The sequence below is a fragment of the Leptolyngbya sp. CCNP1308 genome (assembly GCF_034932455.1).
In the GTDB taxonomy this organism is placed as follows: Bacteria; Cyanobacteriota; Cyanobacteriia; order Phormidesmidales; family Phormidesmidaceae; genus Nodosilinea.
This window is the reverse complement of record NZ_JAYGIH010000112.1, coordinates 1-25,253: the sequence shown is the minus strand read 5'-3', so window position 1 is coordinate 25,253 and position 25,253 is coordinate 1. Positions and strand designations below refer to the sequence as shown.

Genomic DNA, 25,253 nt, shown 5'->3' with positions numbered 1-25,253 from the left:
TCGCAGCCCATAAGCTTATTGCATAAGGCTAATCTAGGTTATGGACTCTGGTTTACTGGCCCCTCCCTTTGAAGCCGCTGCCCTGGCGGCGGCCAACGCCTCCACTTTAAAGTCCAGTCTTCTCAAGCAGGTAGACGGGCAGGAGGCCGAGCCCATGGCCCAAAAAGTGCGCTTCGCCAACGAGACCCTGCTGCCGCTCTTTAACGAGTTAGAATGCCGTAACCCTACTCCCGATCTCAATCAACAAATCCCTTTGCTAAAAGGGATTTGGCTGCCTGTGTGGTCTACCATTCCGTTTCAAGACATCATCCCCGGTCGGGTGCATCACGAGTCGTACCAGATCTTTGACGACAAAGGGTTTTACGCCAATTTAGCCCGCTACAAACCGGGCCGTAAAACCCCAATCTTGAGCTGGGTTTCTCGCTGGCTGCTCAGCTACGATTTTATGATCATGCAGAGCTACGAAATTCAGACGCTGACCGAAGCCGATCACCCCTCCGCCCCAGGGCAACTAGGGCAAGACTATTGGGAAATTCAAAATGTCTGCATCCGGCAGATTTTGCGCTTTGGTTCGCCTTCCTTTAGCGCTGAAGCCGCTCAAACTTGGTTTAATCAAACCGTAGCCAACTATCAAAAGCATCCTGCGCCTCAGCCACAAACCGCCGTGACCGCGCCGGGTAAAAATCGCGTTACGACCAAGCAGTACGAGCAAATTTCCCAAGCTCGACCTCGGCTCGATCACCTGTATATTGACCAAGATTTTCGTCTCGTCAAAACCCAGCGAGAAAAATCTCAGCGCCCCTCCTACACGGTAGCCCTGCGCTTACCGGCCCAATCTCTGCCGAACTAATTCAGAATGTTTTGCCCGGCGCTGGCGGCCAATTTCTGATGTGCTATGGCCCTCATAATACTGTTTTTTTTTAACCGGCTGGAAACGGCTAAGCGATTGGGCGTCGAACCAACCATAAAGACCTCATACATTAAGCTGAGGGCGCTTTCCATCCCATTTTCAACCTGTAAAGTCCTCTGGTAATACTAAATTCTACTTGGCCAATCCCGGTTCCTCTGGGCAAATGGCATTTGCCCTTACGGTTTCGCCTGTTGGGAATTGGAGTTGTGTGATTCAGATTTGGGATAAGGCATCGACGCAAAATTTTAGCTGCAATCCTACGCAGAAAAACTGTTGCGACCAATCGAGTGGTTGGGCATACGGAGTGCTTAACGTCAGGGTTTTCGTCGGTTGGGCATTGCTTTCAAAGTTTACGTAAGTCAATGCTTGACCTTGATTTATCTTAAGCTTGATTTATGTGGAAGGCACTGCTACTGTTTGCATGGCGTTTCGGGCGCTGATATTCTTTGTCGTTGCAATATCCCCTAACTAAAATTTTTGGGGCACATGTACTGATTGCGGTGAAAATTTATGCAGAGGCGATCGCGCTATTTGCTGGCCGTGGGGGCCTTGCTGCTAGGACTATTTGGTCTAACGACCCAGGTGAGCTTTGCTCAAAGCCCCGGCAACGGCCAAAATTCTCAAGCGGCGGCTGTCCTCTTTGAAAATGTGCGCATTTTCGATGGCGTCTCGGACAACCTGACGGCCCCGTCGAATGTCCTAGTCATTGGCAACAGAATTCAGGCGATTGATACTCAACCGCTGCCGATTCCAGCGGACATTGGGGTCGCTCGAATCAGCGGTGAGGCGCGGGTGCTGATGCCGGGGCTGATTGATGCTCACACCCATCTATTTATGGAGACCAGTACCCAGGAGGATCTGATCGCAGCGACCACTGCACCGGAGCTACTGTTTCAGAAGGCTCAGGAAAATGCCACTGCCATGCTGATGCGGGGGTTTACCAGTGCGCGGGATCTGGCAGGGCCGGTGTTTGACCTGAAACGGGCTATTGATCGAGGAGATGTAGTAGGGCCGCGCATTTGGCCGTCGGGGGCGATGATCTCCCAGACCAGTGGCCACGGCGACTTTCGCGAGCTAAGTGAGTTACCCCGCACGCCGACCTCAGAGCTGAGTCTGGCGGAACAGTTTGGGGTAGGGGCGATCGCCGACGGAGTGCCAGAGGTGCTGCGCCGCACCCGGGAGCAACTGATGCGGGGGGCCAGCCAGATTAAGCTGGCCGCCGGGGGAGGGGTCGCCTCTGACCACGACCCGCTGGATGTGAGCCAGTACACCGACGCGGAGCTGAGGGCAGCCGTAGAAGCCGCCGAGGACTGGAACACCTACGTCGCGGTTCACGCCTACACTCCCCGATCCATTCAAAAGGCGATTCGGGCGGGGGTGAAGAGCATTGAGCACGGCCAGTTGCTCGACGAGGAGACCGCTCGGCTGATTGCCGAGAACGATGTCTGGCTGAGTCTGCAACCGTTCCTCGACGATGAAGACGCCAACCCCTATCCTGAGGGTTCTGAGAACCGGGCCAACCAGCTGATCGTGGCGGCAGGCACCGACAACGCCTACAACCTAGCTAAAAAGTACAACCTGAAAACCGCCTGGGGCACCGACACCCTCTTCAACCCTGAGGGGGCCACGCGACGTGGAGCCAAGCTGGCCAAGCTGGTGCGGTGGTACGCCCCGGCTGAGGTACTGCGCATGGCCACCAGCACCAATGCCAGACTGCTGGCGCTGTCGGGGCCACGCAACCCCTACCCCGGCAAACTAGGCGTAGTGGAAGAAGGTGCCCTGGCGGATTTGCTGCTGGTGAACGGCAATCCGCTGGAGAGTATACGGCTAATTGAAGATCCGGAAGCCAATTTCTTGGTGATTATGAAAGACGGGGTAATTTATAAGAATCGCCTCGGTTGATAGCTAAAGGTTAATGGGTACATGTTGATTTTATTGAGTAGGAAAAATGCTTTTAAGCTGCCGGTTGCTGCAAAGGACTTTGCTTAGCAGTGGTGCACTAGCGATCGCATGTTTTGCCACCCCTGCCCAGGCTAACTTACCCTCTCTTCTACTAACTGAAACTATAGAGATTGAGGTATCTGAAACTGCAACTGTTGCGGAACAGGCTGAAGATTCAGCAGCTTCGGTAAACCTAGTCGAAATCTTCGCTGAAACCCTGCCCGCCGAAAGCGAGTCTGCCCTACCCCCGCCCCTCGCTCTGTCATTCGCTGCGCCCCCCAGCCCAGGAGGTTCCCCAGAGGCTACGGCCCAGCATCTAATACCTGTGAAAAGTGGACTGACTACTCTTTCTGAGGTTGAGATCCCCACCAGTCAGCCTCAGCGAACCCTGACCCAGGTTAGACAGGCTAACGATGGTGAAGGGTGGGAGTTTGTGATTGAGCCCTATATCTTTGTGCCGTTTAACGTGCGCACCGACATCAGCGTTGGTGGCGTAACAGAGTCGGTCTCGGTGGGCTTAGGAGATTTGTTTAGTTTAGACAGAGTTTTTGCTGGGGCGCTGCGAGTTGAAGCTCGCCAACCCCAGTACGGATTTTTTGCTGATTTGTCTCACGTCTATGTGCGCGAAGGGAGGGGGATAACGGGTTTTCCGCTACCCCCTACGCTGGCCGGTTTGGCAACTCAGCGGACGGGGGTTGCGGTGCCACCGGGCATCCCCGTGGACGTCGCTGTGCAGGCAACAGGACGGACGACCACCGTTGATGTAGGCGGCTACTACCGGGTGGTAGATCGGTACCTAGGGCGAACTGAAGTCAATCAGCCAACCTATCCCCGGCTGTTAGTAGATCCCTATTTGGGTTTGCGTGTTGCTCGACTCAGCGGCGATCTTGACTTTAGCTTTAATGTAGGTGGGCTACCGCTGAACAATGTGCCGCTAAACCAGTCAGCCACACTGGTGAAACCGCTGCTAGGTGGCCAACTGGGCTTAGAACTGTCCGATCGCTGGGCAGTGGGCCTACGGGGCAGTATTTCAGGGTTAGGCATTGGCGCTGATGAAAATTTTGCTTGGAGCCTGCTGGCGGGTGCCCGCTATCAGGTTTCGCAGCTAGCCGCTCTGCAGTTGGCCTATCAGATTAAGGAGTCGAGGTACAGCGCTGGCCAAGGTATCAGCCGGTTTGCTGTAAACCAGGCCCAGCCGGGAATATGGCTAGGGGTGGATGTCGGTCTGTAGATTTAATATCGCTGTCGTGGAGGCTATGGGAAACGGGGTATTTGTGATTGACCTGCCGAATGCTCGGGCGACTCACAGGTTGGGCGATCGCCTAGGGCAGCTGTGCCCAGCGGGCACGGTACTGCTGCTGTCGGGAGATTTAGGTAGCGGCAAGACAACGCTGGTGCAGGGAATCGGGGCGGGCTTAGGCATCGCTGAACCGATTGGCAGCCCAACGTTTACCCTGATCAATGAGTATTTGGAGGGGCGTATTCCCCTCTATCATGGGGACTTATACCGATTAGACCCGGCTCAGGTGGACTCGTTAGAGCTGGAGAGCTACTGGGATGGTAGGGAGATAGCGCCTGGTCTGCTCGCCATTGAATGGTCGGAGCGGATGCTCGACTATCCCAAGTCGGCGATTCGGCTGCGGTTGGAGAACGATTCTAGCGGTGGGCGGCGGGCTACGCTAGTAGCTGCTGGAGAAAATCAGATTGCGTTTTTGGAAAAGGTAATTGGCGATGGCCTACTGGCTGATGAAGTCTGAACCGGATGTGTATAGCATTGGCGATCTGGAGCGCGATCGCACCGATATCTGGGATGGAGTACGCAATTACCAGGCGCGCAATTTTCTCACCAGCATGGCGGTGGGTGACAAGGCTTTTTTCTACCACTCAAATACAAAGCCACCGGGGATTGTGGGATTGATGGAAGTTGTAGAAACCAACGTTGTCGATCCTACCCAGTTTGATTCAGCCAGTAAGTATTACGACCCGAAGTCCTCTAAAGAAGAACCACGCTGGTATACCGTTACCGTGGGCTACCTAGAAACGTTTGAGACGGGTATGAGCCTAGATCAACTTCGAGAGACGTTTGCTCCCGATGATTTATGGGTGGTACGACGGGGGAATCGGCTGTCTGTGATGCCGGTCGCCGACGCGATCGCTGAGAAGCTTTTGTATATGGCCCGTACCGTTTAGTTCTTCAAAAATACTGCCTTTTATTCAGGTTTTTTTAAACTATGCATCTCCCTGAAGATCCGGAGGCACCAGTACAGATCAACATCGTGCCGATGATTGATGTGGTGTTTGCAGTACTGGCGTTTTTTATCCTTTCTAGTCTGTTTTTGACCCGCAACGAGGGATTGCCCGTGACGTTGCCGGGGGCAGAGACGGCTGAAACCCAGGATCAAAGACAGGTAATAGTGACACTAAATGCCGAGGGTGAGGTCTTTGTGGGCAATAGAGCGGTGGCCGATGAGCAGCTTTTAGAGGCCATTCAAACCTTGGGCACTCTGGCTGATGGTGGCATGGTGGTGATTCGGGCTGACCAGGCGGTGAACCATGGGCGAGTGGTTGCGGTGATGGATCAATTACGGACGCTGCCGGGGGTGCAGTTGGCGATCGCAACTGCAGGGGGCCAACCTTAGCTGTTCTGAGTGCGAGGTCAATGTAGTGGTCTATTGCCAAACGTCTAGATAAATAATTTGCGGGGCTGCCGGGCGCTAGATCTGTCGCTATAACTAAAGGAATAGACGAAGCTGTACGAACAGAACTTTAGGTTATTAAGTATGGCGCTACAACTCATGGCACTGCCAGCGGGGCTGGTATTAGTGGTGCAGTCTGTGCTGGTGCCGGTCTGCTTTATTGTAGCCTGGGGACTGATGGGCTTTGCCGCCTGGAATTTAGTGACGGCGGTGCGGGACGGGATGGATAGGGCGACAGCGATGCATAAAATCCCCTGTGCGGATTGTCGCTACTTTACCAATGATCATCGGCTTAAGTGCCCCATCCATCCCAAAATTGCTCTATCAGAATCTGCTATCGATTGCACCGACTTTGAACAATCAGGGTTGATGTAGAAGCATACAGCCCTGTAAAAAAGTCAGCCCTACCGGTGGTTACCGGGACTAGAGCTGACGAAGGTGAATAGATATGGCTATCCTGTAGTATGCCCAGAAGGGTGAAGCTATAGCCATAGTCACTTAAGCTGGAACATCCAAAAACCGTTCCGACGGTAAAACATTCCAACGCCTAGGGGAGAAATGTCTTGACCAAACTGGCTATAGCCGTACTTCAGGGATTAGCCAGTTGGAGACTGATCGTTGGTTTTCTTCAAAATTGCCCTTAGGCTATGGGAACTACCCGGGCAACTGCTTCTTTAATGAAGGCTTTCATGACGGCATCACGCTGATTAAGGCGAAACTGCTGCTCGACAACAGCACCCATGCCGCCGTCTCCCCAGCTTTGGTTTTGGCGAAAGTACTCTACAAAGCTTTTGCCCGCAATGCGAGTCAGATAAGCACCACTAGCACCTTTGAGGGCACGCCCAGCCACTACAGTGGCCAGGTTGGTTTGTAGACCCAGGGCCAGAAGGTCTAAAGTACCCTTGACGAGCCCTAGCCCGGCGAGTGTTTTGGCAACTGACAGAGCCAGGGCTTTGCCTTCTTCTAGGCTGACCTCGCAGCCGTATATCTGGCTGAGTTCGACGACCATTTGGGCGTTGATGGCGGCGGTGGCTAAAAAATCGAGGCCGGGGAGGGGGGTGACGGCGATCGCCCCGGCCCCCAGCCACTGGTAGCGATCGATAATCGCGTCGGCCTGGGTCTGGCGTTGCCCATCGATGAGCTGGCGGGCGGCTTCTCCGATCTGCTGACTTTGTAGCAACAGGTTGTCGGCAATGAGGGTTTCGCCCTCTTGACGGAGCAGGTCGGCGAGGCGGGTCTGGAGGGGGAGGAGGTTGGGCTGCATTTGCAGCCAGCCGCCCCCCATCTGGGGTAAAGGCTGGGGCAAAGCGGCTACCGCAACGACATCATCGGAGCTAAGGGGCGGCACGACGCGCGATCGCAGCCGGTCTAGCAGTGCCTCTAAATCAGATTCAACGTAGCGATCGGCCTTGTTGAGCACCAGGAGCAATCGTTTGCCTAGGCCCAACAGCGTTTTCAAGACGACATATTCTGCCTGCCGCAGATCGTCATCAACAACAAATACAATCAAATCGGCGGCGGCGGCGGTTTTGCGAGCCGCAGCTTCTCTCTCTGTGCCAGCAATGCCGACCTCAGCAATACCAGGAGTATCAATAATCTGTAGCTCTCTAGGGCTGTTGGCAATCGTCCATGGGTAGGTGTGCTGAACTTGGGTGGTGCCCATGGCCGCACCGATCTCACCTACGGGTTGCCCTAAAAGCCCGTTGACAAGCGCTGTTTTGCCCGCCGACCCCACCCCAAATACGGCGATGGTTAGGGCACGGGTGTTGCGGTCTGACTGAAGATCTAGCGCTTTTTGCTGTAGCGCTTGGCGGGCCACCTGGTCTTGAATCTGTTCAACCTGGCTTTGCACAGCGAGTAAATTGACCGTTGCTGCTTCTCCAGAATGACGGGGGACCGGCAAGTGGCGGCGACGGCGGCGAGGACGTAGAAATGGCCAGAGTCGGTAGATCCCCAGCCCGACCGATGCTAGGCCAAGGACTACAATTGCGCCCAGCGTTGCTCGGGCCAGTAGGGGAGACAGCAGGGCTAGAACGGTATAAAGGCGCAGCAGCGCATCGGCTAGCAGCAATAATGCCCCTAAGCTAACCAGTAGCCCCAGCGGGAGAACCACCCATCGCCACCGTGCCATAGCTATCCTACTTAACCAACGGCAGTGGATGAAGAATAGCGTAAAACCAGAGCTAGGGGTCAAGACAAATAACTTTGAATAAAGCTATCTGGCTTGCTCCCCAGCCTGACGTAGGAGCGAGGAAGGTTAGAGAGGATTATGGGAAAACCGATTGCTGCGGTTAGGGCGATCGTCGCCGCCATTTTCAGTGCGAGGGCGAGCCTTATTGACCCGCAGTTCGCGACCTAGCCACTCGGCGCCATCTAGCTCAGAGATCGCCTGGTCTTCTTTAGCTTCGTCAGCCATGTCGACAAAGGCAAAACCTCGTTTTCGACCGGTTTCTCGATCTATGGGGAGGCTAATCCGAGTGACCTCACCATATTCGGCGAAAACACTTTTGATATCGTCCTCAGAAGCCTGAAAGGACAAGTTCCCAATGTAGATAGTCACGAGTCTCTCCGAACCAAAATGCCAAGGGGTTGTGTGTTGTACCCACGGGCCAGGAAGCCAGACGCTTTATCCCTAAAGCCCTCAGACACAATATTTGATGCCATGATAGCCGATTGGCAAGTCGATAGCAGTAGCCCACCTCACACCTAGGCAGCTTTTTTCAGCTCTACCTCAGAGCAATTCATGACTGTTTTAGGGCGGATGGCAATGCCTGGCCAGACAGCAGATCTAGCGAGGCATTGCCATTCCACGGCTTTGGGGGATAGACGCTAGCTCAAAAGTCGTTTCTATGGAAACTGAGCAGTGCGAGAGAAGCTGACGCCTGGCCAGCCGTTAGCCAGCCTGTTGATCGCTGGGCGTTAATTCGTGGCGGACAAAGTCTGTGGTCTCTAAGCAGAAGTTTTTGGTTCCTCGAACAACCTGTAACGCTGAAGACAATCCAGGAACGCGGTCTAACTTACCGGGGTTGAGGTTGCTGACGCTGCTTAAGGGCCACCCTAAGTTTGGCGTAGCGGCTAAGGTAACTAAGTTTGGGTTGCGATAGCGAATTTCGTTCATGTACCCGTCAAAGTACATGGGGCCGTAATCGGGGTGATCCATGGGGCGATCGAAAGATGCCTCCATAAATTCGACCAGTTTGGGAATGGCAGAACCTTGGCAAGCCCAAAAATGGGTCTCACGAACGTTTTGCCGTACTCTAACTTGGGAGAAAAAGCGATCGCCCGTAGGGCTGAGAGATATCTTTTTGCCATTGGCCCGATCGTTGGCGTAGGGCTGACAACCAAGGTAGGCAAAGTCCCAGCTGCGGTTGGCTAGCTCGTCTAAAATCATAGACTCCTGACGAATGAGTCTCTGGCTCAGTACACAGTCTTCCTGAAATAGCAGGAGGCGCTCGACATTGTCGTCAGCAGCTTTGCGCAGCAATTCGTAGTTGCTCATAACGCAGCCCCTAACACTGGCCTTAGGGAACTGCCCGGCATCCTTGAACTTTAAGCCCTGGAACCATTGCACTTTATTTTCTATGCCTAAGCGCTTAACTTGGCGCTGAATGCTTCTGAACCGCCGTTTGCGCTCCGGCAAATAGACGATCGCAATCCGGTCAAAATAGTCGGTGAACTTCATGGAATCATTCCAATGAGACAACACAAATAAACAGTGATGATGCTTCTACGGCATACATCTGACTTTCATCAAAAACAATGACAGGCTAAGGTGGTGTGCTCATTCCCAAACCATGAATGCATTTTTGAGGCAGGCAAAAGGCATATCCAAACTAACGCTACAGCCAGAGTAGGAGGACAATAACTACCTTTAGGATGAGACTTTTAGTTCCGCAATAGCGGTTTCTATCGCCTGCTAGTCAGCAATTTTTCCGCAGTAAATCTGGCTTGAGCAATGGTGCTAAGCGAGGGCAGGAGCGATTGTAAATACCTAATGTCTAAATAAGCTGACTAATGCTTAAAAAAGCAAAAAGACTAGGACTGGTCTAGAAGTCCAAAAACTTGAATCGTTCAGAATAGCCACGACCAGAAACTAACAGGTTGCTAACGGAACGACCACGGACGAAGAACAGCCACGTCCAGAGATAGACAAGCAAAGGCTGATTGAACTGGTAGATTGCCCAAAGACAGCAGCAAACTCAGAGCCTAGCAGGCCGATACCAAAGTAGGCTTGCTCTACGGTGTTTTAGCACAAAGAACATGACTGGCTAAGTGATATGCAGTACAAAAACTGCTTGGAATGTCAGTGATGTTAGCGATTTCAGGTTGGTGTCACTGGCTCTGTAGAGGCGATCGCGTGTGTGCTAAGCCTATGAGACGGGTTTGAAGATAGGTTGTTCCCGCTGGCCCCTGCTCGTCGTCAAAATATCAATCAACGCACGGCCACTGTAGCCTCGCATTCTCTTCAGGCGGGACTACGGCGGCTCGCAGTTTTGTTTTTTTCAGAGACAGGTTGCCTGGAGCTATGCCCCTTGGCTGAGTACCCAGTGCACCAGGGTTCGTACGCCAAACCCGGTACCGCCAGGGTTGTTGTAGCCGCTTTCTTTCTCAGTCCACACCGGGCCGGCGACGTCGAGGTGTACCCAGGGGGTGGCGGTGACAAACTGCTTGAGGAAGAGGGCCGCAGTGATCGATCCGCCGGGGCGGGGGCCGGTATTTTTCATGTCAGCCACAATAGATTTAAGCCCGTCGAAGTATTTTTCTTCCATGGGCAAGCGCCAGAACTTTTCGCCAGCGGTGGCGGCGGCGGCGGCGATCGCCCCCGCTAGCTCCTCGTTCTCGCTGAACAGTCCGGCGATGTCGTCCCCGAGAGCGATAATGCAGGCTCCGGTGAGGGTGGCCAGATCTACGATCGCATCGACGCCCAATTTTTCGGCAAACACCAGGGCATCGGCCAGGGTGAGGCGGCCCTCGGCATCGGTGTTGTTGACCTCGATGGTTTTACCGTTGGAGGCGGTGAGAATGTCGCCGGGGCGCATGGCACGGCCGCTGATCATGTTTTCGGCGGCGGCGCTGATGAAGTGAACTTCGGCGCTGGGCTTGAGCTGGGCGATCGCCTTGGCGGCCCCGAGCATCGCCGCCGCTCCACCCATGTCAATTTTCATCATCTCGATGCCGCTGCCCGCACCCTTGATGTTGAGACCGCCGGAGTCGAAGGTGAGACCCTTGCCCACGATCGCCACCTTGCGGCTGGGGGTACCCGTCGGTCTGTAGGTGAGGTGAATGAATTTAGGCGGTAGCTCGGAGGCCTTGGCCACCCCCAGATAGGCTCCCATGCCCAGGGCTTCGCACTGGGCTTGCTCTAGAATCTCTAGCTCTAGGCCGTGGGCGGTGGCAATGTCTTGGGCGGCTTGGGCCAGGGCTTCTGGGGTGACCACGTTGGCCGGGGCCGATACCAGCTCGCGGGCGAGAATAACGCCGTCGCAGATGGCCTGAGCGGTTTGGAGCTGGCTCTCTTGCCCGGCTAGGCCAAGTAGATAAATGTGCTCAACCGTGGCGCTGCCGTTCTTCTTGCCGGTTTTATCCTCTGACTTGAAGCGGTTGTCTTGGTGGAGGGCCAGGCTGGCCCCTTCGGCGAGAACCTGGGCGGTGAGTGCCGGATCGCTGTGCACCTGGGGCATGCTCAGCCCCAGGGAGGCCGATTTTTCTTTTTTAGCCAGGCGGGCGGCGGCGGCGGCGGCGCGGCGCAGGGTCTCGGGCGTCATGGCGCTGCTAGCCCCTACTCCCACTAGCCCCAGCTTGCGAAAGCTGGCCCCACTGCCCACCCGGGTAATGGCGGTAGACCCGTCTTTACCGGTAAATTCAACATCGTCAATCAGGTCTTGCAGTAGCCCAGAGACGCGGCTGTTGAGCTCCGCCAGGATGCCGGTGAGGGGCAGGGCGTCTTCGCTGAGGCCAATGATCAGGGCGTCGCCAGACCAGTCTAGAAGGGGGGTGTTAGAGGCGTGAAATTCCATTCGACCTTGGGGCTAATAGGCTCTGTTTACTATAAACCTTGGGCAGCCCTCGGCGGGGAAGGCGGGAGAAGTCAATCAATTCTGAATTGGCTAGGTAAGATAGAACGGCATGGGTCAGCCAGGACGGTAACGACCTCGGCTTTCCTGTTGCGCCACGGGCTGATTTTTCGGCTTACCTCCTATCTAGAAGGCATGGGTGTGCCATGGTGAAATGGTTAAAGGCGAGACTGCCCCTGATGGCGATCGCGGGGCTCAGCGCCCTGTCGTTGGGCATGGCGGCTGCCCTGGTGAATACGGTGTCGTCCACGGGTGACACCTCAGTAATTTTAGAAGAATCGCTGCTGCCAGGCTTGGGACGGCCCTATGGTTTGGATGCCGACGACCCGGTGCTGGCGGTGGCGCTACAGCCCGCCGCGCAGCGTCAAGAGGCGCTACAGGTGGCAACCGATGGCAAAGACACCCTCAGCCAGAGCCGGGCTCGGTATCTGCTGGCGCTAGATTTGATCAACCAGAATCAGGGCGGCAGCGCCATTCCTCTACTGGAGGGGCTGGAGACGGAGTATCCGGCCATGGCCCCCTATGTGGCTCTGGCGTTGGCCCAGGCCCAGCGGGCGGCGGGGCAGCCCGAGGCGGCGCTGCAAACCCAGCAGCGGCTGCTGAAAGAGTATGAGCAGAATGGGGCGATCGCCCCGCTGCTCTTTGAGCTGGGCCAGCAAGACCCGGCCTACTGGGATCGGCTGGTGCAGCAGTTCCCCAATCACCCCAAGGCGGTGGAGGTGGCCCACCAGCGGCTGACCGCCGACCCCAACCGGGCCGACACCCTGCCGCTGCTGATGATTATGGCGCGGGCCGGGCTGCACCACCCCAGTGCTGGGGCAGCTCTGCTGCGGCTCAAGACAGAGTTTGCCAGCCAGCTCAGCCCCGAAGATTGGCAGACCGTAGGCTTTGGCTTTTGGCGCATTGACAGCTATGGGGATGCGGCGGTGGCCTACGCCCAGGCTCCGCCGTCGCCCCGCAACCTGTACCGGGCGGCGCGAGGATCCCAGGTAAGTGGCAAGCGCGATCGCGCGATCGCCCTCTACAGCCAGCTCGATCGGCAGTTTCCCGACGCGCCTGAAACCGCCACCGGGCTGCTGCGCCTGGCCCAGAGCGTACCCGATGAAGCCGCCCTGGGGGTGCTCGACCAGGTAGTCAATCGCTTCCCTGACCGAGCGGGTGAGGCGCTGCTGGCGCGGGCTGAAACTCTCGACAAATTGAACAGTACTGAATCGGCCCAGGGCACCCGCGAGCTGATTCTAAAAGAGTACAAAGACTCCGATGCGGCGGCGGATATTCGCCTGAAAAACGCCCTCTATGCCGCTGACCAGGGCGACCTGAATATGGCTCTGAGCTGGGGCAGCGACGTGCTCAAGTACAGCCCCGACAGCGATCTGGCCGCCGATGCCGGGTACTGGGTGGGCAAGTGGGGCCGACAGCTAGGCCAGGCCGATGTCGCCCAAAAGGCTTTAGAAAGCGTGATTGCCCGCCACCCCGAGTCTTACTACGCCTGGCGGGCGGCGGTGGCCCTGGGCTGGAATGTAGGGGACTTTCAATCGCTGCGATCGCAGACCCCAGCGGTCGCCCCGCCTGCCCAGCGCACCCCGCTACCCACCGGCTCCGCCACCCTCCAAGAGCTGTACCTGCTGGGGCAAGACCAGCGGGCCTGGGAGCAGTGGCAAATGGAGTACACCAACTACCAAGACCCCACCCCCGAAGAGCAGTTTGTTGACGGGCTGATGCGCCTCGGCACCAACGACAACATCAACGGCATTTATCAGGTGTCGAGCCTCAGCCTGGCCGATGATCCAGCGGATCTTGAGGTGGTTCACGATCTCAAGCAGCGCCCCGACTTTTGGCACGGGGTGTATCCGCTGCCCTACAAAGATTTGATCACCACCTGGTCAGCTCAGCGACAGCTCAACCCGCTGCTCGTAACGGCGCTGATGCGGCAAGAGTCACGCTTTGAGGCCAAGATTCGTTCTGGGGTAGGGGCGGCTGGCCTAATGCAGGTGATGCCCGCCACCGCCGATTGGATCAAGGGCCGCGCTGGCCTAGAGACCTACGACCTCAACAACCCTGAGGACAACGTCAAGCTGGGCACCTGGTACCTCGACTACACCCATTCGGAGTACGACAATCACTCTCTGTTTGCGGTGGCTAGCTACAATGCCGGGCCGGGCGCTGTGGCGGGGTGGATTAAAAAGGGCGGCTTTGTGGATGCCGACGATTTTGCCGAAAAAATTCCCTACCCTGAAACCAAGGGCTATGTGCAATCGGTGTTTGGCGGCTACTGGAACTACCTGCGGCTGTACGACCCGGCGATCGCCGAGCAGGTCGAAACCCTGCAAAAGCGCGATCGGGGCTTTGGAGGATAGAGCAGGAAATAGCTGGGTGACTCAGCTGCATCCAGCTATGGCGAAAGCTGAAGGGGATGGCCAATTGGAATTAGCCATCCCCTTCATTGGTTTTGTTAGTGGTGGGTCTAAGCGGCCATATCGCTGGCTTTGGCGCGGCGACGGCCCAGGGCTTTGAAGCGTTCGCCCAGCTGGTCGGCGACGCTCTTGAGGCCGGGGGAGTGGCGGGCGGCGGTTTTGGCGTAGTCGTAGACGAGCAGGCTGCTGTTCATCGATTCGCTGCCGACGGCGAGTAGGGTGTCGTCGTCGGTTTCGGTGAGCTGCTCTAGCAGGCCCAGTACTTCGCTGAGGGCGACGGTGAGCTGGTAGTCGCGGTTAAACTCGGCAATGTCAAAGTTGCTTGGGACAATGCTGGGATTGTTTTGGGTGACGGTGACGCTGTTGCGAACGAAGGCGAGGCTTTTGTCGCCCATTTTGAAGCGCTTGCGGCGTTCGGCGGGGGTGAGGTTGATGAGAAAGGGCAGGTTGGTGTGAATGGCGGCGATCGCCTCTTTGATCTCGCCCATGGCCTGGTCTGATACGGCGGCGCTGATGTTTTCGTAGGGCATACCCTGATGTCTCCTTATTTTTTAGATGCGGGTAATGGTTGCCTGAGCGAGCAAAACGCTGGAATGGTTTGCTCGCTCATAGGTGAAATTTGCCCTGCGATCGGTGGGAGAGAGCGGGAAATGCTCTGATGCTGGAGCAATTCAGCCATTAAGCTGAGAGTAGACCCACCACCACAATGCTTTCTTTGACCGCAATTTTTAATAGACACCAACAGCGAGGCGAAGAACCCTAATGAAAATTCAATATTTTTCTGATACGGATACCCTCGCCATTGAGCTGACGACAAAGCCGATCGCGGCGACAGATGCCATTACGGATGATTTAACTATTGACTACGACAACGATGGCAAGGTGGTGGCGATTACGATGGCAAGGTGGTGGCGATTACGCTAGACAACTATTCTCGCAATGTAGAGACGATCGATTTGCAAGCTCTGGGCGTTCCGCTTTTAGCAGCATAGGTTTCACCCACTGCATTGTTCAAAGTTCGTGCTGGCCAATGCCCTGAACTGAAGATAGCTAGTATCTAATTTGACAATAACTCCTGGTAGGGTGGGCACTGCCCACCATCAACTAAATCGTCGGCAGGGGTGGTAGTGGGCGATGCCCACCCTACGGTTTCTCACGCTGGGACGATTCAGCCATTAGGCTAAGAGTAACTCGTCTTGCTTGCTCTCTGGTGCTATTGCTCCCTAGCCCAAAGCGTTTCTAAGCCTTGTGGCGTGGTTTAAACCATGGGATGAACATCTTGATTCACTGTGTTGTATCTTCTGGTGAAATTTGACTGGGCTGCACTTGGTCGATTGGAATCCCTAATGTCTCAGTCAGTTCAATTACATTGCCTACGACTTCATTTAGGTTTCCTGAAAAGGTAACCGCGCCAGCAGTAAGGATGCCAATTGTGGTCGCAATTTCAGCAAAGCGCTTAAGCTTTCGCCCCATGCGATTAATGTTGGGCTTTGGCTTCTTTAAATCAATTTCAACGTCATCGAGCAGGTCAAGGGCTTCTTCTCTATGCTCAGTCGGGAAGGCTTGAACCTGTTCACGGAGAGATGTCAGCAAACGAATAATATCTTCAGTATTTTGACCATAGTTATTGATGATGCCACCAGTTTGATTACCCTGAACTGTCTCAGCAAAGCCCCCAGCAAACTGGGCACCTTTGAGATCATACTTTGGGCCTTGGTTGGTTGCCATGAGAAGCGCCTCTTCTAAGGAACGATCCCTGCGATCTAATACACGGTCTAATGCTTTTATCTCACCATGAGCTTCGTGTAATTGTCGCCTTGTCTCTACTAGCTCTTTTGTAGTAGTTTCAATTTTTGCTTCCAGTACAGTGCGATTATCACCAGTTTTATCAGTTTCAATTCTTAGGCGAACTACATACTGTCCATCTTTTTCTTCAACACCTTGAAGGAAAATTCCTGTATCAGGATTTTGCGATCTAACTTCTTGAAGTGAGCTGAAGAAATCTTGCCACTTCAACCCCTCTGTAAAAGTAAGATCTATTGTTTCTAAAGCGCTAGCTCTAACGTTCGCCCATAGTTCAAACTCCCCTATGCCAAAGATGTTATTGGGACTTACAGGGAGCCGCCCAGAGAAACATTTTCCCATACGAGTCCTGAAGATATATTCACAATGTACTCGTTGGAATTTCGTGGAATTTCCCTGATGCCAGTCTGCAATGCAGGCTCCAGTAAGATTTGCATCTGAAAAATCAGCGCTTAATACTTGAGAAAAGCTAAGATCAGCACCAGAAAGATCAGCTCCTTTTAAATCGCTATTAGTCAAATCTGCCTGGCTAAGATCAGCATTTATGAGCACTGCTTTACTTAAATCACAGGCACTTAAGTCAGCATTGAATAAGCTAGCATTTCTAAGATTGGCTGAGTGAAGATTAGTTTCTCCTAGCGTACTATGGCTCAGATCTGCATGACTGAGATTGGCAAAACTAAGGTCTGCCAGAATAAAATAAGCATTGGAAAGATTGGCACTAATTAGTCTTGAAAACCTCAAATTTGCTTCGCTAAAATCTGCTTCACTAAGGTCTGTGTTCTCAAGATTAACCTTTCTTAAATCTGCTTCAACGAGATTGGCTACGCTGAGATTAGCTGAGCTTAAGTCAGCTTTGTGTAAGTTCGCGCCGCTCAGATCAATTCCGATAAGAGTTGATTTGCATAAAGCGGCTTCACGAAGATTTGGAGTTATTTTAGGGTTCTCTTTCCGCCATTGATTCCAAGCTTTCACTCCTTGTTTTAATATTTCGATATGTTCTTTTCTGCTCACAATATTTTAATTATCTCTTTAATAAATAACTAAAAGTATGTTGAGATCGTTTCTATGTTTTTTCTCATTTCCCTCTTTTCTTTAACTCACCCGATCGCAAAAACTCCCCCACCGCAATCTCACAATCGGGAAACGCCAGGGGTGCAATGTTCTCTCCCTCATAGAGCTTTTGCTCCATCCCATACCCCTCTGCTTCTGGTTGCCGAAATACATACAGACAGCGCTCCTGCACATCTAAAATCCAGTATTCGGCAATGTGCGATCGCCCATACACCGGCACCTTTAGGCCACGGTCTCGCCGCAGGGTGCTATCGGCCACCTCAATCAGCCAAAAGATTTCCCCCGGTGTGGGGTGATGGTCTTCATAATCCAGCGGGTCGATGTGAACAACTGCCACATCGGGTTCTGGCTCAGAAAGGTCGCTAAGCTGCACCGGGTCTTGAAACCGCAGCAGCGCCCGCCCTGCCAACAGCCGCGACAGCACTCGATCAATGCGTGTGACCGCTGCACTGTGGGCCGTTCCCTTGGCTGCCATTGTATAGAGCTGTCCTTCGATGAGTTCCACCCGTTCGTCTGCCGCCAAAATTCCCGCTTCTATCATGCGGTGATAGTCTTGCACGCTCAGCGATCGCAGGTCTGTGGCAGCAGTCATAAAGATACGTGGGGGTTTGCTTGCTCCTATTGTGGCACAAGGGTTTTGGCGCACCTAATCCCACCAGTAGGAGATGGCGATCGCATCTCGATCCTGGGCGGATTACTGAAATCCAGATCCAGAGATACTAAGCAACATCTCTCTCTACGACAGACCTCGATCAAATTTTCATCAGGGGTAGACACTAAGCCCTGCTCTACCAACGTCGAGGTGACTGTCACCAGCCCCGATCGAGTTTGTCCTTATCTACAAATGACACAATTCATGGTTGCTTCTGAGCTCTGAAATCAGGTTGCCACAGGTTTAAATAAGCTTCCCAGCAACTCTTCGAGCAACTGAAGATCTGTAGGCATGAGCTTTCCGAGTTTCTTGATCACCAAGTCTTTTTGAACCGTAGTGATCACAGGCTTGATAACCGACAGTTTTAACAGCCCGGCTGTTTGCCAATCAGAAATCATAATTTCCCCAAACAGCAAAGGCGTTTTCACCTGACTCGTCACTGCAATCAAAATCAGGTCTGGTCGCGCCGCATTATATTCACCTGAGCTAATGACGACCGAAGGTCGCTTCTTTTGAGCGTTTTGGTTGGTAAAGGGAAAGGGAACCAACACCACTTCGCCAAACTCATAGGTCATCGTAGGCAGCATCTTCTGGGTTGTCCCAGACCTCAGCAAAAGACGCTTCGGAGACCTGCGCCGCAGCCATCACCAACGACTCATCTTGATAGTCTTGTCGCCCATGCCCAGGCATCTTAGCCTCAGCCCACTGGAGCAGGCGAGTGGCTAAATGAAACTGCTCTTGCCAACTCAAGCGCTGAGCCTCTTGCATGAGCTCTTGTAGCGTCATTCTGCCAATCTCCTCAAAAGCCTAAATCTATTGTGGCATCAGAGACTGAGCTTCATCGAAGATGCCTAGCATTGTCTGGTCTCTTCCTGAAGCTCAGCCTCATCAAGTTATCGGTCAATATCGCGCAGCAGCAAGCTAAACACCTCCCCCTGCTCCGGGGTAATCAAAATCCCCGACTCCGGTATCGTGAACTGGCGGCTCCACTCTAGCCGCTCGGCGTATTGCAGCAGGTGCAGGTGGTTAATCGCCCCCTGCACCCCCTCCGGCGAACCAATCACCAAATGGCGCAATCGCTCGCGCCCTGGCTGGGCATCAGGATTCGCTAGCAGCAGCGGACTGGTCGCCGCACCCCTACGGGCCGACGACGCCAAAAATGGCAAACACAACATGAGGAATTCCTCCAAAAAACGGATGGGTAGGAAATTCCCCAAAAACTTGGCCGCCCCAGACTTTGTGCAGTTCAGGACGGCCTTGGGTAATAATCACCTTAGCCTCCGAGACAGCTACTCCTGTCGACGGGGTTAGCTGCTGGTTGGTGCGCCAACACCTTCCAGTAGCGCTCGACCAAATTTTTGGGAAGACAAGCTGCACTCACACAGCTATAGCTCAGTAAGATATCCTATTCAGACCGCACAAACAAGTCAACTTTGTTACAACTTGAGCATCCTTATCAAGGGCGGCAAAGTGCCCTCGGGCAGCAATACTCGCAGAGATCCCCCCTTGATCCCCCCTTGAAAAGGGGGGTGAAGACAACAACCCCGCCTAAATCTCTAGCTCAGCAACAAAAAACTTCCCCCTTTTTAAGAGAGTGACGAATAGCACTAAGACCCCAAAAAACCGGGGGATCTCCCAACCCGGTTGAGTAGCCTCTGAACCCAGTTGAGTAGTTGCTGAGCTTAGTGGAGTAGTTCCCAAGCTTAGCCAAGTAGTCTCTGAACCTAGTCGAGCAGTCTCTAAGCTTAGCCAAGTGGTCTCTGAACCTAGACGAGTAGTCCCCGAGCCTAGACGAGTAGTCCCCGAGCCTAGACGAGTAGTCCCCGAGCCTAGACGAGTAGTCCCCGAGCCTAGACGAGTAGTCTCTGAACCTAGACGAGTAGTCCCGGAGCCTAGCTGAGTAGTCTTTGAGGGAACTTGTGGTCTACTAAGCATGGTCAATTCCATAGAACCCAGACAGCGTTGGTATTGAGGATGGTTGCAGATGATTGAGGGTGTTATGCCGGTGCTTCGTCAGGTGCGGCGCGTGAGCATTGTCTTGGGCTTTGGTGTATTGGGCTCAATTTTGCCCAGCTCTCAAGCCTTTGCTGCCCTGTGCCCGGCCCAGCTGACGACCCAGCTCAACGCCGCCCTCGACCAGGCTCCGCTGGATACGGCCTATACCGGCCTGGTGTTGCAAACCCAGGGGCAAAATCCTCGCACGTTATATAACCGCAACGGCGATCGCCTCTTTACCCCTGCGTCGAATATCAAACTGCTCACTACGGCGGCGGCGGCCCATTCCCTCGGAGCTGACTACCGCCTGCGCACGTCGATCTATGGCATCCCTGGCCCAGGAGAAAGCACGGTGCTGCGGGTGGTGGGGCGGGGTGATCCAACCCTGACTGCGGCCCAGCTCGACGCCCTCGCCCAGCAGCTCACCCAGGCTGGGGTGAGCCAGGTCAGCCGCCTCATTCTCGATGACTCGTATTTCCCAGGGTTTGCCACCAACCCCACCTGGGAGTGGGAAGACGCGCAGTACGCCTACGCCGCCCCGGTCAATAGCCTAATTCTCAACCGCAATGCGATCGCCCTCCAGATAGCCCCTACCCAGGTAGGCAATCCCCTGAGCATCCTGTGGCCCCAGCCACTCCCCGCTGGCCCTTACCCGCTGGCGAATGATTCCACAACTGTGGCGGCTGGAGCCCCCGCCAATCCCTTAGCCCTTTGGCGCAGGGGAGATTCGCCCACGGTACGGCTGACGGGGCAGCTGGCCCAAGGCAGCAGTGCTCAGACCCTAACGTTGGCAGTGCTCGACCCCGCCCAACAGTTTGCGGCGGCGATGGAGCAGGCCCTGCAGCGACAATCCATCGCGGTGGGGCAAACCGCGATCGCCCAAAACCCCTCCCCCCCGGCGGGCCAAGAACTGGCGGTGCTGGAGTCGCCCTCGGTGGGGGAGCTGATGCTGGTGGCCAATCGCGATAGCGATAACCTCTACGCCGAGGTGCTGTTCAAAACCCTGGGCGTGACGGCGGGGGGCAATGTCACGGAAGCTAGCCAGGCCGGGGGTGAGGCCGTCAAAAATTCCCTCGCTGAGCTGGGGGTGGAGGCATCGGCCCTGCGGCTGGCGGATGGCTCTGGCCTATCGCGGCACAACCTGGTGTCGCCGATCGCCCTGGTAGACACCCTTCAGGTAATGACCACCCATCCCCAGGGGCGAGCCTTTCGGGCATCGCTGGCGATCGCAGGCCAGAGCGGTACCCTCAGCAATCGGCTGCGGGGCACGGCGCTAGAGGGGCGATTGCAGGGCAAGTCGGGGGCGCTGACCGGCAATGTGGCGCTGTCGGGCTACGTGCAGCCGCCCAACTACGAGCCGCTGGTGTTTAGCATCGTAATCAACCACTCGAACCAGCACGCCAGCGTTCTGCGGCAAAAAATTGATGAACTTTTGCTGCGGGTAGCGCAGCTCAGCAATGACTGCTAGCGCGGGTCACCGAGTCGGTTGAGCAACTTTAACAGAACAGCACCCAAAGCCCTAAAGCCTATGCCCTAGTGGGGATAGCAGGGTTTGAGAATGGTGTGAAAATACTTATGGAGGGATAGAAACAGCGCTCGTTGACCGGCCTGGGCCAGGCTGATCAGGGCTTTCGTCTATACTCATGTCATTCCAGAATCGATTGAGCGATCGCGAGGGGTAGTCAGAATGGTGACGGCGAAACAGGCGGCTATGGCTACGGAACCTGTGCGATCGGCAACGACCGGCCTAGAGAAACCCGCTCAGGCAGAGCCCAGCTTTCAAGAATTGCAGCAGGCTCTGCGCGATCGCTGGTCTTCCACCGACGTGTTTGACACCGAGGAGCGGTACATCGTCGTCGTGCCCTCCCTCAGTCTCGACCAAGAAGAGCTGCAAAAAATTGAGGGAGTCAACCACTACGAAGAACGGCTGCTGTTTTCGCTGATTCGGCTGCGCAACCCCAATACGCACCTGGTCTACGTCACCTCCCAGCCGCTGCACCCCAGCATCGTTGACTACTACCTAGAGCTGCTGCCGGGTATCCCCAGCTCCCACGCGCGCGATCGCCTCACCCTGCTGTCGGCCTACGACAGCTCGCGCAAGCCCCTCAGCCAAAAGCTACTCGAACGCCCTCGGCTGCTCAACCGCATTCGCAAAGCGGTGAACCCCGACCGCGCCTACATGACCTGCTACAACTCCACCCGCTGGGAGCGCGATCTCTCCCTGGCGCTAGGCCTGCCCCTGCTGGCCCTCGACCCCGACCTGCTGCACTGGGGCACCAAGAGCGGCAGCCGCGAAATTTTTAGGCGCTGCAACATTCCTCACCCCATCGGCAGCGAGCTAGTGTTCGACGAAGATTCCCTCGCTACGGTGACCGCTGAGGTGTGGGAGCAAGACCCCAGCCTCCAGCGCCTGGTGATCAAGCTCAACGAGGGCTTTTCGGGGGAAGGCAATGCGATTCTAGATCTGCGGAAACTGTCGGACGTGGCTCCCGGAAATGCGGGCCATGGGGATCGCGTTCAGGCCCTAACCGCCGCCTTCCACACCCTGAGCTTTCAGAGCGATATCGAAACCTGGGAGCACTTTTCGGCCAAAATACCGGTCTTGGGGGCGATCGCCGAAGCCTTTGTCGAAGGTAACCACAAAGAATCCCCCAGCGTGCAGGGCCGCATTACCCCCCTGGGCGAAGTCGAAATTCTCTCCACCCACGACCAAGAACTGGGCGGCCCCGATGGCCAAATCTTCCTCGGCTGCTCCTTCCCGGCCCGGCCCGACTACCGACTAGAGATTCAGGAAATGGGCCAGCGCATTGGCGAAGAGCTAGCCCGCCAGGGTGCTCTAGAGCGCTACGGCGTAGACTTTATTGCCGTGGCTAAGGGTGACCCTAAAGCCCCCGAGTGGGATCTTCAGGCCATTGAAATTAACCTGCGCAAAGGCGGCACCACCCATCCCCTGATGGCCATGAAAATGCTCACCGAAGGGCAGTTTCACCAGACTGACGGGCTGTTTTACACCAAGCAAGAGCAGGTGCGCTACTACCGCGCCTCTGACAACCTGCAAAAGCCCCACTACCGGGGCCTGCTGCCCAGCGACCTGATCGATATCATCGTTACCAAACAGCTACACTTCAACTCCATCAGTGGGGTGGGGGCGGCCTTTCACCTGATGGGCTGCCTGTCGGAGTACGGCAAAGTGGGCCTCACCTGCATTGGCACCAGCCCAAACCACGCCCGCGAAATCTACGATCAGGTGGTGGATGCTCTGGATGAATCAACCCTGGGCTAGCGGGTCATTTTTGCGTAGAACTTTTTTGCAAAAGCTCCCTATCCTTCAAATAATCTTGAAGAAATTCGAAGGGAATATAAAGTTCTGTTCTTCGCGGCTTGCCACTAAACTAAGAAACAGCACTTAGATGAAGAGAAGATAAAGCTACAGCAACACATGCTGAGAAGGTCGGTGTTATTGCTATTATTCTCATCATATTAAATCTTGCTTTTGCATATTGCTCCCGGTGTCAAGGACAGTGCAGAGCAATCAATTAAATATCTTGCAGATCAGCCTATCTCTCTCCGCTGATGGCTGTCTGCAAGTCTAGCTGCAATCATTGTGCAAACCCTATTTGCGTGGGCTAAAAGACCTTGGTCTACAGCCTCGCTAGCTTCTGCTTTCCTCACCGAGGGTGCGGAATTTCACTTGTTTCCACTTTAGGAGAAATAAGCGAAATTCTTAGTCGGCAGAAGCTGGCAGCGCAGCATTAAAGTTTGCAGATTTTGGTAGCTAAAGACCCATGGCGGAGGCCGTCTTGACCTAAACCCTACAGGCTTTGCCACCAAACCCTATTTATGATCGTTGATTCTCGAGAAATATCTGAAAATCAGGTTGTCGAATCTGATATTTGCATTATTGGTTCTGGCCCCGCGGGGGTAACCCTGGCCAGAGAGTTTATTGGTACGACCAACCATGTCTGCCTTCTAGAAAGCGGTGGCATCAGCCAGGATGCGGAGATTCAAGATCTCAGCCATGGATATAGCATCGGGGAAGAATTTTTGCCCCTTAAAGATATTCGCAATCGGCAATTTGGCGGTAATTCCAATATTTGGTCTATCAAACTGGGGCGCAAGGAAGACAGGCAGTGGAAGATTGGGGTTCGCTACGTACCCCTAGACGACATTGATTTTGAGAAAAGAGATTGGGTGCCCCACAGTGGGTGGCCCATTCGTCGTGAAGAGCTGATTCCATACTATGAAAAGGCCCAGCAGGTAGCTCATTCTGGGCCGTTTTCCTACGGGGTAGACCCTTGGGCAGACCCTCAGGCAAAACCCTTTGACTTTGCCAATACTGCCTTTACCTCAAAGGTTTTTCAGTTTGGCACGCGAACCGTATTTCACCAAAACTATCTCGAAGAATTGCGCGCTGCACCCAATGTCGATATTTACCTCTACGCAACCGCTGTTGAGCTAGATGCCCCCCAGGAAAATAAAGCTGTGCAGAGGGTGCGGGTCAGCAACCTGACGGGCAAGAGCTATTGGATAGAGGCTAAAACCTTTGTTCTGGCCACGGGGGGCATCGAAACCGCCAGGCTAATGCTGGCATCAAATCGGCATCAACTTGGCGGTGTGGGCAATGAAAACGACTTGGTTGGCCGTTTCTTTATGGATCACCCTTTGCTGGATATCGGGCGACTGACGCCCGGCGAAAAGGGTGCCTTTGCCCAAACAGCTTTCTACGACCTGCGGCAGGTCAAGGGTAGCCCCGTCATGGGGCACATCGCTTTCACTAAAAAGGCGATGGTTGAGCAACAGCTGTTAAACAATGCTTTGGTTTTATTTCCTCGGCCTAGTGAACGCCAAACCCAGGCTGTGCTGGCGCTCAAAGATCTAATCGAGAATGGCTATCTAAACCATCCTACTCCTCAGCATTGGCCTGCGATCGCCCAAAAACTTCTCAAGGTAGCCGGGGGGCTAGACTATGTAGCCCGCGTCGTCTCCGACGCTCGAAAATATGATCAATCTCTCATGCATGGTTTTGGCCGAGGCGGATGGTCCGAGAGTCCTCAAATCTACGATCGCTTCAAGACCTACGAAGTTTTATTCGTTGGGGAACAGGCTCCCGATCCAGCTAATCGGGTTCAGCTCAGCCGCGATCGAGACCCATTGGGGATGCCGAGGGTAGAACTCAACTGGCGGTGGGGGCGCTTCAACATCGACGATGCTCAGCGAACCCAAGATTTATTCGCGGCGGCAGCAGAAACCACAGGCCTAGGGCGCTATGTCAGCAACTTTGAAGATGGAGAACTCAGCATTCCGGGGCCGGCGGGGATGGCCCACCACTTGGGTACAACTCGCATGAGCTCCGACCCAAATCAAGGGATTGTCAACGAAAACTGTCAGGTGCATTCAGTTCCCAATCTCTACATTGCCAGTAGCTCTGTCTTTCCCACGGGGGGATACGCAAACCCCACGCTGACCATACTGGCGCTGACATTGCGGCTGGCAGACCACCTGAAAAAAACGCTTCCCAAAAAAGAAGCCGTTGTTGTTCAAAATAGTCAAGGATCTGACTCCCCCTGAGCTCGACTTTATCCAATCAGGCGGCATGGCAAAGTAGCTCGGTCCAGGTGTCGAAGATAGGGCGAGGGACTTTAACGTACTCAAGGTCATCTCGTGATGTCTGAAAAAGCCGGGAAGCCCACAAAT

The 25,253-nt window shown here is 54.7% G+C and carries 23 protein-coding genes; 12 read left to right on the top strand and 11 right to left on the bottom strand.

The genetic code is table 11. The features are described 5' to 3' along the window. Positions 1 to 40 precede the first annotated feature (40 nt). The 7 genes from VB780_RS29340 to VB780_RS29310 all read left to right on the top strand — a co-directional run bounded on the left by VB780_RS29340 (position 41) and on the right by VB780_RS29310 (position 5,922). On the top strand, positions 41 to 850 hold the full coding sequence (locus tag VB780_RS29340; RefSeq protein WP_323354740.1) for a hypothetical protein: 810 nt from the start codon (positions 41 to 43) through the stop codon (positions 848 to 850). 570 nt (positions 851 to 1,420) lie between these two features. After that, positions 1,421 to 2,812, top strand: a complete 1,392-nt coding sequence (locus VB780_RS29335) for an amidohydrolase family protein (RefSeq protein WP_323354739.1) — start codon at positions 1,421 to 1,423, stop codon at positions 2,810 to 2,812. A gap of 364 nt (positions 2,813 to 3,176) precedes the next feature. After that, a complete protein-coding gene (locus tag VB780_RS29330) occupies positions 3,177 to 4,082 on the top strand; it encodes a hypothetical protein (RefSeq protein WP_323354738.1) in 906 nt (301 codons plus the stop codon). Positions 4,083 to 4,107: 25 nt separating this feature from the next. Further along, positions 4,108 to 4,608: a tRNA (adenosine(37)-N6)-threonylcarbamoyltransferase complex ATPase subunit type 1 TsaE gene (gene tsaE / locus VB780_RS29325; protein ID WP_323354737.1), complete on the top strand. Its 501-nt coding sequence runs from the start codon at positions 4,108 to 4,110 to the stop codon at positions 4,606 to 4,608. Next, positions 4,583 to 5,041 (top strand): EVE domain-containing protein, encoded by a 459-nt coding sequence (locus tag VB780_RS29320; protein WP_323354736.1) that lies wholly within the window; start codon positions 4,583 to 4,585, stop codon positions 5,039 to 5,041. The genes tsaE and VB780_RS29320 overlap by 26 nt, the downstream gene beginning before the upstream one ends. A gap of 41 nt (positions 5,042 to 5,082) precedes the next feature. Then, positions 5,083 to 5,490, top strand: a complete 408-nt coding sequence (locus VB780_RS29315; RefSeq protein ID WP_323354735.1) for a biopolymer transporter ExbD — start codon at positions 5,083 to 5,085, stop codon at positions 5,488 to 5,490. A gap of 141 nt (positions 5,491 to 5,631) precedes the next feature. Next, the gene (locus VB780_RS29310) at positions 5,632 to 5,922 is read left to right on the top strand and encodes a hypothetical protein (RefSeq protein ID WP_323354734.1); all 291 of its coding nucleotides are present in this window, start codon (positions 5,632 to 5,634) and stop codon (positions 5,920 to 5,922) included. A 265-nt stretch (positions 5,923 to 6,187) separates the two neighbouring features. Here VB780_RS29310 and VB780_RS29305 read toward each other — a convergent pair whose 3' ends face one another. From VB780_RS29305 to VB780_RS29290, 4 genes are all read right to left on the bottom strand, one after another. Continuing rightward, positions 6,188 to 7,678, bottom strand: a complete 1,491-nt coding sequence (locus VB780_RS29305) for a GTP-binding protein (protein WP_323354733.1) — start codon at positions 7,676 to 7,678, stop codon at positions 6,188 to 6,190. Between the two features lie 126 nt (positions 7,679 to 7,804). Further along, the gene (locus VB780_RS29300) at positions 7,805 to 8,107 is read right to left on the bottom strand and encodes an RNA-binding protein (RefSeq protein ID WP_323354732.1); all 303 of its coding nucleotides are present in this window, start codon (positions 8,105 to 8,107) and stop codon (positions 7,805 to 7,807) included. A 333-nt stretch (positions 8,108 to 8,440) separates the two neighbouring features. Then, positions 8,441 to 9,229, bottom strand: coding sequence for a hypothetical protein (locus tag VB780_RS29295; protein ID WP_323354731.1), 789 nt, complete (start codon positions 9,227 to 9,229; stop codon positions 8,441 to 8,443). Between the two features lie 841 nt (positions 9,230 to 10,070). Beyond that, positions 10,071 to 11,564, bottom strand: coding sequence for a leucyl aminopeptidase (locus VB780_RS29290; protein WP_323354730.1), 1,494 nt, complete (start codon positions 11,562 to 11,564; stop codon positions 10,071 to 10,073). A 203-nt stretch (positions 11,565 to 11,767) separates the two neighbouring features. Between VB780_RS29290 and VB780_RS29285 the strand changes: the two genes are divergently transcribed. Next, entirely contained in the window at positions 11,768 to 13,978 is a 2,211-nt protein-coding gene (locus VB780_RS29285; RefSeq protein ID WP_323354729.1) for a transglycosylase SLT domain-containing protein, read from the top strand. A gap of 107 nt (positions 13,979 to 14,085) precedes the next feature. Here the strand turns inward: VB780_RS29285 and VB780_RS29280 are convergent, their stop codons facing one another. Next, a complete protein-coding gene (locus VB780_RS29280) occupies positions 14,086 to 14,565 on the bottom strand; it encodes a hypothetical protein (protein ID WP_323354728.1) in 480 nt (159 codons plus the stop codon). Positions 14,566 to 14,797: 232 nt separating this feature from the next. Here VB780_RS29280 and VB780_RS29275 point away from each other — a divergent pair, with 232 nt between their 5' ends. Beyond that, positions 14,798 to 14,959: a DUF2283 domain-containing protein gene (locus VB780_RS29275; protein WP_323354727.1), complete on the top strand. Its 162-nt coding sequence runs from the start codon at positions 14,798 to 14,800 to the stop codon at positions 14,957 to 14,959. Positions 14,960 to 15,319: 360 nt separating this feature from the next. Here the strand turns inward: VB780_RS29275 and VB780_RS29270 are convergent, their stop codons facing one another. From VB780_RS29270 to VB780_RS29250, 6 genes are all read right to left on the bottom strand, one after another. Then, positions 15,320 to 16,852 carry a pentapeptide repeat-containing protein gene (locus VB780_RS29270; RefSeq protein ID WP_323354726.1) on the bottom strand — a complete coding sequence of 511 codons (1,533 nt, stop codon included), beginning with the start codon at positions 16,850 to 16,852 and terminating at the stop codon, positions 15,320 to 15,322. Positions 16,853 to 16,916: 64 nt separating this feature from the next. Then, the gene (locus VB780_RS29265) at positions 16,917 to 17,504 is read right to left on the bottom strand and encodes a Uma2 family endonuclease (protein WP_323354725.1); all 588 of its coding nucleotides are present in this window, start codon (positions 17,502 to 17,504) and stop codon (positions 16,917 to 16,919) included. A gap of 26 nt (positions 17,505 to 17,530) precedes the next feature. Beyond that, positions 17,531 to 17,725 carry a DUF5615 family PIN-like protein gene (locus VB780_RS31550; RefSeq protein WP_416349278.1) on the bottom strand — a complete coding sequence of 65 codons (195 nt, stop codon included), beginning with the start codon at positions 17,723 to 17,725 and terminating at the stop codon, positions 17,531 to 17,533. A 66-nt stretch (positions 17,726 to 17,791) separates the two neighbouring features. Further along, the gene (locus VB780_RS29260; RefSeq protein WP_323354724.1) at positions 17,792 to 18,139 is read right to left on the bottom strand and encodes a type II toxin-antitoxin system PemK/MazF family toxin; all 348 of its coding nucleotides are present in this window, start codon (positions 18,137 to 18,139) and stop codon (positions 17,792 to 17,794) included. After that, the gene (locus tag VB780_RS29255) at positions 18,129 to 18,350 is read right to left on the bottom strand and encodes a hypothetical protein (protein ID WP_323354723.1); all 222 of its coding nucleotides are present in this window, start codon (positions 18,348 to 18,350) and stop codon (positions 18,129 to 18,131) included. Before VB780_RS29255 ends, VB780_RS29260 begins: the two co-directional genes overlap by 11 nt. Before the next feature lie 107 nt (positions 18,351 to 18,457). Continuing rightward, positions 18,458 to 18,739: a hypothetical protein gene (locus VB780_RS29250; RefSeq protein ID WP_323354722.1), complete on the bottom strand. Its 282-nt coding sequence runs from the start codon at positions 18,737 to 18,739 to the stop codon at positions 18,458 to 18,460. 809 nt (positions 18,740 to 19,548) lie between these two features. Between VB780_RS29250 and dacB the strand changes: the two genes are divergently transcribed. From dacB to VB780_RS29235, 3 genes are all read left to right on the top strand, one after another. Further along, positions 19,549 to 21,027: a D-alanyl-D-alanine carboxypeptidase/D-alanyl-D-alanine-endopeptidase gene (gene dacB / locus VB780_RS29245; RefSeq protein ID WP_323354721.1), complete on the top strand. Its 1,479-nt coding sequence runs from the start codon at positions 19,549 to 19,551 to the stop codon at positions 21,025 to 21,027. A gap of 219 nt (positions 21,028 to 21,246) precedes the next feature. Next, a complete protein-coding gene (locus VB780_RS29240; protein WP_323354720.1) occupies positions 21,247 to 22,842 on the top strand; it encodes a peptide ligase PGM1-related protein in 1,596 nt (531 codons plus the stop codon). Positions 22,843 to 23,399: 557 nt separating this feature from the next. Further along, on the top strand, positions 23,400 to 25,127 hold the full coding sequence (locus VB780_RS29235; protein ID WP_323354719.1) for a GMC family oxidoreductase: 1,728 nt from the start codon (positions 23,400 to 23,402) through the stop codon (positions 25,125 to 25,127). Positions 25,128 to 25,253 lie beyond the last annotated feature (126 nt).